This window comes from Deltaproteobacteria bacterium (assembly GCA_011375175.1).
Lineage (GTDB): Bacteria > Desulfobacterota > GWC2-55-46 > GWC2-55-46 > DRME01 > DRME01.
On the sequence record DRME01000128.1, the window covers coordinates 1 to 13145 of the forward strand.

General features: G+C 63.5%; 8 protein-coding genes and 2 tRNA genes. 4 read left to right on the forward strand and 6 right to left on the reverse strand.

The features are described from left to right. Window positions 1–702: 702 nt before the first annotated feature. The 3 genes from ENJ37_10170 to ENJ37_10180 all read left to right on the forward strand — a co-directional run bounded on the left by ENJ37_10170 (window position 703) and on the right by ENJ37_10180 (window position 3320). Window positions 703–2538, forward strand: coding sequence for a hypothetical protein (locus ENJ37_10170; GenBank protein HHL40862.1), 1836 nt, complete (start codon window positions 703–705; stop codon window positions 2536–2538). A gap of 596 nt (window positions 2539–3134) precedes the next feature. Continuing rightward, window positions 3135–3207: transfer RNA gene (locus ENJ37_10175), tRNA-Lys, on the forward strand. A gap of 35 nt (window positions 3208–3242) precedes the next feature. After that, window positions 3243–3320 (forward strand) — tRNA-Glu (locus tag ENJ37_10180). 75 nt (window positions 3321–3395) lie between these two features. On the opposite strand, the gene nth is transcribed toward ENJ37_10180, so the two are convergent. The 6 genes from nth to ENJ37_10210 all read right to left on the reverse strand — a co-directional run bounded on the left by nth (window position 3396) and on the right by ENJ37_10210 (window position 12073). Continuing rightward, window positions 3396–4055, reverse strand: a complete 660-nt coding sequence (nth, locus tag ENJ37_10185; GenBank protein ID HHL40863.1) for an endonuclease III — start codon at window positions 4053–4055, stop codon at window positions 3396–3398. 24 nt (window positions 4056–4079) lie between these two features. Beyond that, on the reverse strand, window positions 4080–6803 hold the full coding sequence (locus ENJ37_10190) for a hypothetical protein (protein ID HHL40864.1): 2724 nt from the start codon (window positions 6801–6803) through the stop codon (window positions 4080–4082). A gap of 162 nt (window positions 6804–6965) precedes the next feature. Continuing rightward, complete coding sequence (locus ENJ37_10195) at window positions 6966–7940, reverse strand: polyprenyl synthetase family protein (protein HHL40865.1); 975 nt, start codon at window positions 7938–7940, stop codon at window positions 6966–6968. Between the two features lie 598 nt (window positions 7941–8538). Beyond that, window positions 8539–9645, reverse strand: coding sequence for a DUF362 domain-containing protein (locus ENJ37_10200; protein HHL40866.1), 1107 nt, complete (start codon window positions 9643–9645; stop codon window positions 8539–8541). A 5-nt stretch (window positions 9646–9650) separates the two neighbouring features. Then, a complete protein-coding gene (locus tag ENJ37_10205; GenBank protein HHL40867.1) occupies window positions 9651–11327 on the reverse strand; it encodes a ribonuclease J in 1677 nt (558 codons plus the stop codon). Then, complete coding sequence (locus ENJ37_10210; GenBank protein HHL40868.1) at window positions 11324–12073, reverse strand: 1-acyl-sn-glycerol-3-phosphate acyltransferase; 750 nt, start codon at window positions 12071–12073, stop codon at window positions 11324–11326. The genes ENJ37_10205 and ENJ37_10210 overlap by 4 nt, the downstream gene beginning before the upstream one ends. A 196-nt stretch (window positions 12074–12269) precedes the next feature. Between ENJ37_10210 and ENJ37_10215 the strand changes: the two genes are divergently transcribed. Then, window positions 12270–12692, forward strand: coding sequence for a single-stranded DNA-binding protein (locus ENJ37_10215; GenBank protein ID HHL40869.1), 423 nt, complete (start codon window positions 12270–12272; stop codon window positions 12690–12692). Window positions 12693–13145: the final 453 nt, after the last annotated feature.

A 13145-nucleotide genomic window follows, 5' to 3' on the forward strand; every position in this document is an offset into this window, starting at 1 on the left:
TTAACGCGAGTTGGTTTCCCCCTGTTTTGCCAGGCAAAACAGGGGGAAACCAACTCGTATTAAAAGTCTTTGAAGGGGGTCTGGGGGAAACTTTCTACAGAAAGTTTCCCCCAGGGTAATCAATCAGAGTTTCCCTAAGATGTTATCACGGCGACGGCACGGGCGCAAACAAAATTGAGCAGACTCCATCGGGGAAACTCCGCGGGGAATTGAAGGTCTTTAAAGGGGGTCCGTGGGGGGACTTTCTGAAGGAAGTCCCCCCGGCGAAATAAATCACGGTTTCCCTAAAGTCGTGCAAGGAGCTTCCGATATATCCGATATATGAGGATATAGGTTGCCCGGCCGGCAGCGGCCATGCGGCTTCGGCGGCGGGAAGACACCGCACCGCATCTTGTCCGTCTCACCTCAGCCGTTTGAAAGATGGTCCACTCGATGATTCAAAGGGCGTAGCGATGCGCTTTGTCTCGTTTGTTTTTCGTATAATGTGGCGGTCCCTGGGAGGTTCGGCCCGTAAAGGCGTGAAACCCCGCCTGGCGCGGGGCGCGCCTCCGAGGGACCGCCCCTTCTTTTTTGGCGACAGCAGGATATTCCAGCCCGTTTTTCCCGGAACCCGAAACAAAATGAAAGGAGCGGTACGATGAAGGCGAAAAAGTGGCTTCAACTGATGGTGCTCGCTATGGCCATCGCCCTGCCCCTTGCGGGATGCGGCGGCGGCTCATCGTCGACTTCAACGAGCTCAAGCTCGACTACGAGCTCGACAACGAGTTCGAGCACGTCGAGCGGTCTCGACGGCAGTGCCGAGTAAGGAGGTTTACGATGAAGATGTCGAATATGACGAAGACGAAGACCCATCGGCACCCTGAGGCGGTGTTCGCGCTCGCAACGGGCGTGCTCGTCGTCGCCGTGGTGCTCGCCTGGACGACCCTCTCCTTCGGGCTCACGGCCGGGACGACCTACACCATCGAGGTCGACAAGATCGCCTCGGACGGCACCGTCACGGACCTCTCGCTCTCCACCACGGCCACGGCCGACTCCGACGGCAAGCTGGCCTTCACCATGAGCGGCGTGCCCGACAACAGCAGCTGCAACTTTCTCGTGATCACCATAAAGGACAACACGGGCACCGTCGTGCGGCGCAGCGTTGTGCCCTGTCCCAACGCCGGTGACACGCTGCCCGTCGGTGTTTCCGGCATCACCAACGCCCAGGCCGACGCCCTCATCGCGGCGCTCAAGGCGGCGGGGAGCGACGACCCCATCCTCGTCGTCTTCGGCTACGCCATAGTACGCTCGTCGTCGATAAACGCCACCGACCTCAGCACCATGGCCACCATAGCCCAGCAGGGCATCGACGGCAGCGGCGGATACGTCGACTACCTGACGCAAAACGGCGTAACCTCCGATCAGCTCGCCGCCTACCGCTCCGACATAGTCTCGCAGCTCGCCGACCCGACCGACGGCTACACCAAGCTCTTCAAGGACGCCGTCGACACCAGCGACTCGTCCACCGCCGCCAGCAAGCGCGGCAAGGCGGCGGCGCTCCTGCTCCAGATACTGGTGAAGGCGGCCACAAACGCCGGCTTCTCGCAGGACCGGGTCATCGAGGCCTTCAACGCCATGGGCGCCATCGTCGTGCCCCTAATGGACCAGGCCGTAAAGGACGGCACCCTCTCGGCCAAGGCCAAGCAGATGGTGGACTCCAGCATAGGCGGGGGCATCGACAAGATAAGGGCCCACAGGGTGATGGAGAAGTTCTCGGCGGCCCTCAAATCGCTGGGCGCTTCGGGGGCTGACGTGACCCAGTACCAGACGGCGGCCCAGACGCTCCTCGACGCCATGCTGAACGCCTTCGCGGAGTTCGACAAGGTCTTCAACGGAAACGAGACGCAGGCGACCATTCAGGCCGCCGACCAGAAGCTCCGTACCGACATGCAGACGGCCTTCGACACCTTCATGAGCGACGTGGCCGCCTCGAACGCCCGCCTCGACACCATGATCGCCAACATCGACAGCGCCCTCGGCCAGGCCACGGGGCTTACGCGGGCGGAGTTCCAGTTCTACGACAGCAAGGGCAACACCGTGAACTGGGCCATAACCATGGTCATACCCACCGACTGGGTATCCTCCATAGTCTCGGCCGGCGGAGAGCTCCTCTACACGCGCGACACCACGGCCATACCGAACAGCGTCACATGGCTGGGCACGTGCAGCGACCAGAGCTACCAGGACAGGAACTCCTGCGAGAACGCAGGCGGCACCTGGACGGCCGCAAGGACGGACTTCGTGGCCGATGGGGTACCCACCAGCTACGCTTCGCTTCTCGGACTCAAGGAGGACGTGGAGATACTGGAGTTCGCGCGCTGGGACGCCCAGAGCAACTCCGGCCAGGACATGTCGAAGGAGATGCAGATCGAAAAGCAGTTCGCCGACTCCATGGCGAAACTGGTCAACAACCTCGGCGGCACCACCAACGGCACCGACGCCATAGGGGCCAAGCTGCTCGGAGCGCTCGTGATCCTCATGCAGTCGCCGCAGTTCTGAGCGATCCCACCGAAGCTCTGACTAATTACCCTGGGGGAAACTTTCCATAGAAGGGCCGCAGGCCCACGTTTCCCCCAGCCCCCTCCAAAGACTTTCGATAGGAGTTTGTTTCCCCCTGTTTTTGCCAAGCAAAACAGGGGGAAACAAACTTGCGTCAACTCGAGCGCACTCAACCGATGCCGCACGACTTTCTTCTCCGCCGCCGTCATCTTCTACCTCCTTCCGTTCCAACCGTCCCATCTTAACGCCTTTCTCCGTGTGTCGGAAGGAGGTTAGCCGTACAGACACAAGATAAGATACACTACCCGCAGGCCTTGAAGGGATTGACACGGCTCTGCCCCTATGTTATACATTTAAGGAAACGCTGATTTATTGCACTGAGGGAACCTTTTTGTAAAAAGGTTCCCTCAGACTCCCTCCAAAGACTTTCAATGCGAGTTGGTTTCCCCCTGTTTTGTCAGGCAAAACAGGGGGAAACCAACTCGCATTGAAAGTCTTTGAAGGGGGGCTGGGGGAAACTTTCTACAGAAAGTTTCCCCCAGAGTAATTAATCAGAGTTTCCTTAAAACCCACCTGTCGGCGGGAGGGAGGGGTGCGAGCCGCTAGCTCAGTTGGTAGAGCATCTGCCTTTTAAGCAGGTGGTCCCGGGTTCGAGTCCCGGGCGGCTCACTTTACAAAGGGGGAAACGGTTTCCCTTTAGTCACGTCCCCATCGTCTAGCCTGGCCAAGGACACCGCCCTTTCACGGCGGCGACCGGGGTTCGAATCCCCGTGGGGACGCCATGGAAAAGACGGCCGCGACCTTCGGACGCTCCTCCTATGGAGGGGGCGGGGGTGGCGGCCTTTTCGATCTCTCCGTTACGTCTCCTGTCGCCGGCCGGTCCTGTGGTAATCGCAGAGGGAGCTGACGGCGCAGCGCGCGCACTGCGGGGAGCGGGCCTTGCAGGTCCTGCGGCCGTGGAGTATGAGAAGGTGGGTGGCCTTCGTCCACCTGCGCTTCGGTATGAGGGCGCAGAGGTCGCGTTCTATGTCGTCGGGCCTTTCCGATTTCGTCAGGCCCAGGCGGCGCGCTACGCGCTTGACGTGGGTGTCCACCGCCAGGGCGTCACGGCCGAAGGCGTTGCCGAGGACGATGTTGGCCGTCTTGCGGCCCACGCCGGGCAGCCTTATGAGCTCTTCGAGGCTGTCGGGAACGCGGCCGCCGTGCTCTCTTACGAGTTTTTCGCAGCAGCGTCTTATGCTCGCCGCCTTGTTGCGGTAGAAGTTTATAGAGCTTATGGCCTCGGCGAGCCTTTCCGGCTCCTCCGCGGCGTAGTCGGCGGCGCTGCTGTAGCGCCTGAAGAGCGAGGCCGTCACCCTGTTGACCCGCTCGTCGGTGCACTGGGCCGAGAGTATGGTGGCCACCAGCAGCTCAAGGGGCGTGGAGAAGCGAAGCTCCGTTGAGGCCTCCGGCATCTCGCCCTCCAGTATGTCCAGTATCCTTTCGGCCTTCTTCCTCGGTTCCATCGTGTAGAGCATCCCTTGCGGTCAGCCGCTCTCTCCTCACTCGTCGCCGGCGGGCGTCTCGGCGAGGCCGAGCCTGAAGAGCCGTTCCTCGTCGAAGGCCGTGAACCAGAGCCTTATGCGGCCGTCCTCGACGAGCGGCATGGGGCCGAGGACCGAGGCGCCGTCCCACGAGCCCTTTTCGCCGGGCTCGAGAATCGCCGTGCCGGCGCTCCTCTCCCAGAAGATGCCGTCTTCCGAGGTGGCGAGCCCTATGCGCAGGGCCCCGCCGTCGGTGCCGCCGTAGAAGAGGAGGTAGCGGCCTGCGAACTTCACCACCCGCGGGTACGACACGGACATGGAGTCCCACGAGCCTTCTTCGCCGAGATCGAGCACCGGCCCGAGAAGGCGCGACCACTCGATGCCGTCGGTGCTCTCGGCGTAGCCGATCTTCCACTGGCCGTAGCGGTCCGAGCCGGCGTACCAGAGCCTGTAGCGGTCCCCTTCCTTCATGACCATGGGATAGCCGATATAGGTGTCGTCGAAGCCGCCGGCCTCGCCGGGACCGAGCACCGGGCTTTCGGCAAGGCGCGTCCAGTGTACGCCGTCGGTGCTCGTGGCCACGCCTATGGACGGCGGGGCCCAGGGCACGTTGCCGCTTCCGCCGTAGAACATCCTGTAGAGGCCGTCTTCCTTTATGACCAGCGGGTAGTCCACGCGGGCGTCGTCCCACGAGCCGCGGGGGCCGAGATCGAGCACCGGGTTTTCGGGGTGGCGCGTCCAGTGCACACCGTCGGTGCTCGTGGCAAGCCCAATGCGGAAGGTGACGCCGTCGTGGCCAGAGTACCACAGCATGTACCGGTCGCCGTCCCTGAGGACCGATCCCCCCGCCACGCCGAAGCTGTCCCATCCGTCGCGCGGCCCCGTGTCCACTACGGCCCTCTCTTCGTAGGGGGTCCAGCGGTAGCCGTCGCGGGAGACGGCGTAGGAGAGCCATGTGGTCTCTCCGCCGTAGCGCTCGTACCACATGTGGTAGAGGCCGTCGTCGTCGACGAGCACCATCGGGGCCTTGGCGATGAGGCCTTCCTTTTCAATGGGGAGAACCACCTCGTCGGCCTCGCCCCACGAAAGGCCGTCGTCCGAAGATGCGGTGACGAAGAAGTAGCCGCCGTCGGTGACGGCCGTGCACCAGAGGCGGTAGGTGCCGTCCTCCATGGCCAGGACCCAGGGGTAGGCAAGCTCCCCGCCGACGGCGCCGGCGTCGACTATCTCGCCGCTCACGGGCGTCCAGGCGTAGCCGTCGTCGGAGAGCGCCATGCCGAGGGTCTGACGCAGGCCGTCAAAGCGGGTGTAGTACATGGCGTAGCCGTCGTCGATCCTCACGACCGCGGGATAGGCGGCCTGATCCGGGCCGCCCCCCTCGGCGAGGTCGAAGACCGGGTTCTGCGGGCACTTGCTCCACTCGACGCCGTCGGTGCTCTCGGCGCACCCTATGCGCATCACGTAGCCGTCGTGGCCCGAGTACCACATCCTGAAGCGGCCGTCCTCGAAGATCACCGACGGGTAGGCTGCGCGCATCCTGTCCCAACTGCCCGGGGCCCCGGGCTCTATGACCGGCCTTCGCAGCTTGGTCCAGTTGACGCCGTCGGGCGAGAAGGCCGTGCCTATGGACGCCCTGGCGCCGGTGAAGCCGGTGAACCACATCCTGTAGCCTCCCTCGACGGGAAGGACCGTGCCCCTGTATATGGCCGCGTCGTCCCAGGCGTAACCGTCGTCCACGTCCATGACGGGGTTGGACGCAAGGCGCTTCCAGCCCCGGCCGTCGTCTACCGCAAGCCCCGTCCTCGTGCGCCTTCCGTCGTGGCCTCCGTACCAGAGATAGGCGGTTTGGCCCCTGCGCGCGAAGACGGGGGTGAGCACCCCGGCCTCCTCCCAGTTGCCAGGCACTTCGAGGGGCTCGAGCTCCGGGGCCGCGGCCCTCTTCCACTCGATGCCGTCGCTTGAGACGGCCCGCCCCACGGCGAAGAGTCTCGACTCCCCCTTGCCGGCGTACCACATGGTGTAGCCGCCGTCGGGCTCCTTCACCACCTGGGGGAAGAGGACGAGCGAGAAGTCCCAGCTCCCTTCCATATCCCCGGAGGGACCGAAGACGGGGTTGTCCTCGCTGCGCTCCCAGACTATGCCGTCTTCGCTCTCGGCGTAGCCCACGCCGTAGTCGACGCCGTTGAAACCGACGTACCACATCCTGAAGCGGCCGTTCTCGAGGATAACCGAGGGGTCCATGACCTCGACCCAGGCCCAGGGCTCCTTCGTCTCGGGCAGGAGCACCGGCGCGGCGTACTTGGTCCACGCAAGGCCGTCTTCGCTCTCGGCGTAGCCTATGGCCGTGCGGTCTCCGTTGCCGACGGTGTACCACATGCGGTACTTCTCGCCGTCGTAGACCACCGAGGGCTGGGCGACACTCACCGTATCCCAGGCGCCCTCCTCTCCGCCCGTGTCCACCACCGGCTCGGGCGCTCTCGTCCACTCGATGCCGTCTTCGCTCTCGGCGTAGCCGATCCGGTGGTTGCGGCCGTCGTAGCCGGTGTACCACATCCTGAAGAGACCGTCTTCGACGATGACCGTCGAGGGTTCGACGTTGATGGACTCCCAAGAGGCCCGCTCGCCGGGTTCGAGGACCGGTTCGGGGAGTCTTTCCAGGTGGAGGGGCGGGCCGGCCCACGAGCCGTCGGCCGGGAGGACGATGAAGAGGGATGCCGCAACGGCTGCTGCGAAACGTATCATGGCGGGCTTCTCCTTCTTGTAAGGAGGTGCGGACCTGCCGCGCACGGCCCATGGTCATGGGCGGGGCCGAAGGGGACCTGACGGAAGCCGAGGGGCTTTACGGGCGCCTGCCCGGCGCCGTCGCCGCGGGGAGGGCGCCGGCCTGCGCGGCCGACGGGCCGCTTAGTGGCTGCGGCTTATGACGTAGTCGGCCACGGCCAGGAGCGCCGCCTTCTCGGGGGTGGGCTCGAAGCAGTCGAGCCTGCGCTTGGCGCTCTCCACCAGGGCCCGCGCCCTGGTCATGGTGTAGCCTATGCCGTCGTACTTGTTGATGAGGGCCAGGACCTGCTGCAGCTCCCCTTCCTCGAGGCCGTCTTCCTCGATGGCCCTTCGCATGATCGCCCTCTCGTCATCGTCGGCCTCGGTCAGGGCCTTTATGAGCGGCAGCGTGACCTTTCCCTCCTTCAGGTCGTTGCCGATGCTCTTTCCGAGAGCCTCGTCGCGCGAGATGTAGTCGAGGCAGTCGTCGGCGAGCTGGTAGGCTATGCCTATCTCCATGCCGAAGGCGGCGAGCTCCTCCTCCTTGCGGCGGCTCTGGCCGCCGAGTATGGCGGCCACCTGGCAGGCGGCCGAAAAGAGGACGGCCGTCTTCTTGGTGACCACGTCCATGTAGTCCTCTTCGGTGGCGTCGGCATCGGCGTGCTTGAGTAGCTGGAGGACCTCGCCCTCGGCCATGAGGGTCGTGGTGTTGGAGAGGACGTCGAGGATCCTGATGTCGTTGTGGGCCACGGCGAGGTAGAAGGCCTTGCTGAGCAGGTAGTCGCCGACGAGCACGCTGGCGCCGTTGCCCCAGATGGTGTTGGCCGAGGCCGCGCCGCGGCGCAGCTCGGCGTTGTCGACCACGTCGTCGTGGAGGAGGGTGGCCGTGTGGATGAACTCTATGACGCAGCACAGGGGGATGTGGGCGTCGCCCCTGTAGCCGCCGAGCCTGGAGGCCAGGATAAGCAGGAGCGGCCTGAACCGCTTGCCCCCGCTCGACAGGATGTACTCGACGACCTTGTTTATGAGGAAGACGCTCGAGTCGAGGTGGGAGCGGAATCCCTCTTCCACGCGCTTTATGTCGTCTTTTATGAGATCGAATGCCTGTTGAATCTGCATCGTCCGGGAAACCGCCCCGACAGCCCCGCCGGGTCCTGTGTCACAAGACTTTTCTGGAAAGGGATAACCTTATGATGCTATCGCAAAGACACCGTTATGTCAAAGATATTTTGCCTCGGCCTGGTAGCGTCGAATATTTTGTGTCACGAGGTGCAAACTCCAAGGAGCGCCATGCCCTTCGCAGGCTCATTGAAGCGGAGGAAGACATATCCATCACCGAGACAATTCCTGCCGAAATCCCCCGGGGGATAAGGGAGGAAAAGGACTTCAGGGGGGTGAAGGACTATCTCCGTTAAGGAAGCTCTGATTAATTACCCTGGGGGAACCGTGGGTCTGTGACCCTTTTACAAAAAAGTTCCCTCAGTACAATAAATCAGAGTTTCCTCAATAATTTATAGACCGAAGGACACGGAGACCTGGCCGGGATTTACAGAGATTGCAGAAAAAAGGGGCGAGGCCGCAAGAAAGACCGTCGACTGCATCATCACCGCCATATGTATGGAGAACAACCTGCTCCTCCTTCACAAGGACAGCGATTTTGAGCTCATTAGGGCATGCAGCAGGCTGAAGGTGCCGAGAATACCGCCACGGCCCGCGCTCATATCTCGCGGAGTTCGTAGTCTCGCGAGCCCAGCCCCATCAGCTCGGCGTGGCGGAGCTGGACGGTCCAGTCGATGTCGGGGTGTATGCCGCGGAACTTGTCGCCGCCCGGCTCGTGGCCGCTCTCGAGGGCCGAGTCGGCCAGTCCGGGGGCGGCGTTCACCAGGTCGGCCGAGGCCTGGTCAATCGCCACGGGGTCGAGCGAGGCGGCGATGCCTATGTCGGGCACTATGGGTGCGTCCGTTGCCCCGTAGCAGTCGCAAAGGGGGCTCACCTGGGTGACGAAGTTGAGGAAGACGCAGCGGTCCTCCTTGCCACTGAGCGCGCCGGCTGCGTACTCCACCATCTTCTCCTGGACGGCGGCGGCCTCCTCGTTCCAGCGGACCTTTATGGTGCCCTCCGGGCAGACGGCTATGCAGTGGCCGCAGCCGATGCAGCGCCCCTCGTCGATGACGGCGCGCTCGCCCACGTCTATGGCGTCGGCCGGACAGTGGAGGGCGCAGTCGCCGCAGGCCGTGCATCCGGCGGGCTCCACCACGGGCGCGCAGCTCGAGTGCTGGGTGAGCTTGCCCTCGCGGCTTGCGCACCCCATGCCGAGGTTCTTGAGCGTACCGCCGAAGCCCGATATCTCGTGGCCCTTGAAGTGGGTGAGCACGGCCATGGCATCGGCGTCGGCCACGGCCCCGGCTATGCTCACCCGCCGCAGCCGCCTTCCGTCCACCTCCACGTCCCGCTTGTACTCGCCGCGCAGACCGTCGGCTATGACTATGGGAGCGCCGGCCACGGCGTAGTCGAAGCCGTTCGCTATGGCCGTGCGAAGGTGGGTCGCCGCGTCGCAGCGGCTTCCTACGTAGAGGGTGTTCGTGTCCGTGAGGAAAGGACGCGCCCCCGTCTCTTCGATCCTCTCGACGACGCGGCGCACGAAGGTGGGGGCGATGTACGAGGTGTTGCCCCGCTCGCCGAAGTGGAGCTTTACGGCGGCGAGGCATCCTTTCCTGAAGCGCCGCCGCAGGTCGAGGCGCTCGAGGAGGGCGTCGAGCTTGTCGAAGAGGTTGCGCTTGACGTCCGTCCTCACGGTGGCCAGATATACGACGCTCCTTGCCACGGCCCTCAGATCTCTATTATGACCGGCAGGATGACGGGCCTTCGCTCCAGCGCCTTGTTGAAGAACCGGCGCAGGGCCCGGCGAATCTCCTCCTTGACCTCGAGCGAGTCGGTCTTGGCCTCGACGTTTATGTTCTCCAGGGCCTCGAGGACCTTTCCCCTGGCCTCTTCGAGGAGGTCCGCGCTCTCCTGCTCGAAGACGAGTCCCCGGGTCACTATGTCGGGGCCGTAGATGACGTCGCCGGTCTTTTCGTTTATGGCCGTCACGACCAGCACCATGCCGTCCTGGGAGAGGTGCATCCTGTCGCGCAGGACCATGTCCCCCACGTCGCCCACGCCCTTGCCGTCGACGAAGACCTTGCCCGAGTCGACCTTCCCGGCGATCCTGACCCCCTCTTCGCTCACCTCGATGACGTCGCCGTCTTCGGCGAGGAGGATGTTCTCCTTCGGGATGCCCACTTCGGCCGCCAGCCGGCAGTGGCGCACCAGATGGCGGTACTCGCCGTGGATGGGCACGAAGTGCTCGGGCTTTACGAGGTTCATCATGATCTTGAGCTCCTCCTGGCTCGCGTGTCCAGAGACGTGTATCTCCGAGACCTTCTCGTAGATTACGTCGGCGCCGCGGCGGAAGAGGTGGTTCATCATGTTGGTTATGGCCTTTTCGTGGCCGGGGATGAACTTGGACGAGAGGATGACCGTGTCGCCCTCGCGTATCTTCAGTTGCTTGTGGTTGTTCATGGCCATGCGGGTGAGCGCGCTCATGGGCTCGCCCTGGCTTCCGGTCATGAGCAGCACCACGCGCTGGGGCGGCAGCGTGTCTATCTCCTTCAGGTCCACGATGAGTCCTTCCGGGGCCTTGAGGTAGCCGAGCGTGCGGGCTATGCGCACGTTGGCCACCATGCTGCGGCCGCTGAGCGCCACCTTGCGGCCGAACTTCTGGGCCGTGTCGAGCACCTGCTGGACGCGGTGGATGTTGGAAGAGAAGGCGGCGACCATTATCCTGCCGGAGCGGCTCTTGAATATCTCCTCGAGGTTTGCGCCTATGGCCCTCTCCGAGAGGGTGTAGCCCTCGCGCTCCACGTTGGTCGAGTCCGAGAGCAGCAGCTTCACCCCCTTCTCGCCGTACTCGCAGAAGCGGGCGTAGTCCATGACCTCGCCGTCCACCGGCGTCTGGTCGAGCTTGAAGTCGCCGCTGTGGACGACCGTGCCCACCGGCGTCGTCACGGCCAGGGCCACGCCGTCGACGATGGAGTGGCAGACCCGTATGAACTCGATGGTGAAGGGTCCTATGGAGACGACGTCGCGGGGACGGACGGTCTCGAAGTCGACCTTCCCGGCGAGGTCGAACTCGTCGAGCTTCTCCTCGATGAGCCCCAGGGTCAGCGTCGTAGCATATATGGGGGCGTTGATCTCGCGCAGCACGAAGGGCAGCGCGCCCGTGTGGTCCTCGTGGCCGTGGGTTATGATGAAGGCCTTGACCTTGTGGCTGCGCTCCCGCAGGTACGATATGTCGGGTATGACGATGTCTATGCCCAGCATGTAGTCCTCGGGGAACATGAGCCCGCAGTCGACGACTATGATGGTGTCGCCGTACTCGAAGGCCATCATGTTGAGCCCTATCTCGCCGAGCCCGCCCAGCGCTATGATCCTGAGCGCGTCCTTCCGTCCTTTGGTTTCACTCATATGTCGTTGACCGTCTCCTCCCGTGGGTTTGAGCGCGGCGCGCCCTCGATACGCGCAAGCCCGGCCTCGAGGGCCGCAGCCGTGAGCTCGCGCAACTCTTTGTCCGTCCTGCCCCCGGTCTCGATGGGCTCGCCGATGAGGATGGTCACATTCGAGGGCCTTATGAGCATACTCCCGTCACGCATGATGTCCCTGGTGCCGACGATGGCAAGGGGCACGATGGGCACGCCGCTTCGGGCGGCCAGCAGGAAGCCGCCGCGCTTGAGCGGCAGCAGTCCCCGTCCGCTCGTGTTGCGCGTGCCCTCGGGGAAGATGAGGACCGACGTGCCCTCGCTGATCTTCTTCGCCGCCGCCAGCATGCTCCGGTACGCCTTTGTCGCCCTCTCCCGCTCGATGGCTATGTAGCCCGCAAGGCTCATGGTCCAGCCTATGACCGGTATGGAGAAGAGGCTCTTCTTGGCGATCCACCGGAACCGGACCGGCACGCAGCCCATGACGGCCGGTATGTCGAAGATGCCCCTGTGGTTGGCCGCCAGTATCATGGGGCCCTCCGCCGGCAGGTTCTCAAGGCCCCTCACCTCCACCTTCACGCCCGCCAGGGCGAGGACGATCCTCGCCCACAGCGAACCCACCGAGTGGACCATGTCGCCGCTGCGGTCAAGGAGAGCGCACAGGAGTACGACCGCAAAGAGCAGCGCCGTCACGGGCAGGCCCGCCGCCCAGAGGATTAGCGTCCTGAAAAGCATGGGAAATTTTACTTTCTCATGGCCCTGAAGTCAAATTCTTTGCTTGCGGCGGGAGAAAAAGGCCGCCGCGTCCCCGCCGGGCGCCTCCTTTCGGCGCCACTCTAAAAACCCTTGACGCAGGAGGCGGCATGGGGGATAATTCTACCGGTGAAAGTCAGAGGTTACGTAACCTTACAGAATGCAAGGAGCTTTTATCATGGCCGGAGTAAACAAGGTGATACTGGTAGGCAACCTCGGCGCCGACCCCGAAATAAGGTACACGCCCAGCGGAGTGGCCGTCGCCAACTTCAGCGTGGCGACCACCGAGAGCTGGACCACCAAGGACGGCGTCAGGGAGACGAGGACCGAGTGGCACAGGATCGTGGCCTTCAGAAAGCTCGCCGAGATATGCGGCGAGTACCTCTCCAAGGGCAAACAGGTCTACATAGAGGGCAAGCTCCAGACGCGCCAGTGGGACGACCGCGACGGCAACAAACGCTACACCACCGAGATTGTGGCCAACACCATGCAGATGCTCGGCCGTCCCGACGACCGTCCCCAGCAGGTCCGGCAGCCCGCCGAAGGGGCGGTATCGGCCGCCGAACCGCCGCCCATGGACATGGACGACGTACCCTTTTGAGGGGAACCCCTTTAAGGGGAACCCCTGAGCGGAACCCCGCTCCTCTCCCCTTTCGTTCACCGGCGGAGACTTCCTGAAGAAGGTGCCCCCCTTCAAAGACGTTCAGCGCGAGGGGCGGCCTCTCCCTCTATCGCCAGGCGACAGAGGGAGAGGCCGCCCCTCGTGTTATTTAGCCCCATCGTATGTTATTCGCATCTTCGGCTGTACCGGGGGTTCGGCCCGCGCCAGGCGGGATCTTTTACGCCTTTGCGGCCCGAACCCCCGGCACAGCCTCCGAGGCAGCCGGCGCGGGCAAGACGCCCCCTTCAAAGACTTTTAAGGAAGCTCTGATTAATTACCCTGGGGGAAACTTTCTGTAGAAAGTTTCCCCCAGACCCCCTTCAAAGACTTTTAATTCCCTGCGGATCATCCCGATTTTGCTTGCAAAATCGGGATGATCCGCAGGGCGTTAAA

Coding starts and splice junctions, on each gene's coding strand:
- ENJ37_10170 (HHL40862.1), top strand. CDS start 703: ATGCGGCGGCGGCTCATCGTCGACTTCAACGAGCTCAAGCTCGACTAC.
- nth (HHL40863.1), bottom strand. CDS start 4,055: ATGCTCTACACGATGGAACCGAGGAAGAAGGCCGAAAGGATACTGGAC.
- ENJ37_10190 (HHL40864.1), bottom strand. CDS start 6,803: ATGATACGTTTCGCAGCAGCCGTTGCGGCATCCCTCTTCATCGTCCTC.
- ENJ37_10195 (HHL40865.1), bottom strand. CDS start 7,940: ATGCAGATTCAACAGGCATTCGATCTCATAAAAGACGACATAAAGCGC.
- ENJ37_10205 (HHL40867.1), bottom strand. CDS start 11,327: ATGAGTGAAACCAAAGGACGGAAGGACGCGCTCAGGATCATAGCGCTG.
- ENJ37_10210 (HHL40868.1), bottom strand. CDS start 12,073: ATGCTTTTCAGGACGCTAATCCTCTGGGCGGCGGGCCTGCCCGTGACG.
- ENJ37_10215 (HHL40869.1), top strand. CDS start 12,270: ATGGCCGGAGTAAACAAGGTGATACTGGTAGGCAACCTCGGCGCCGAC.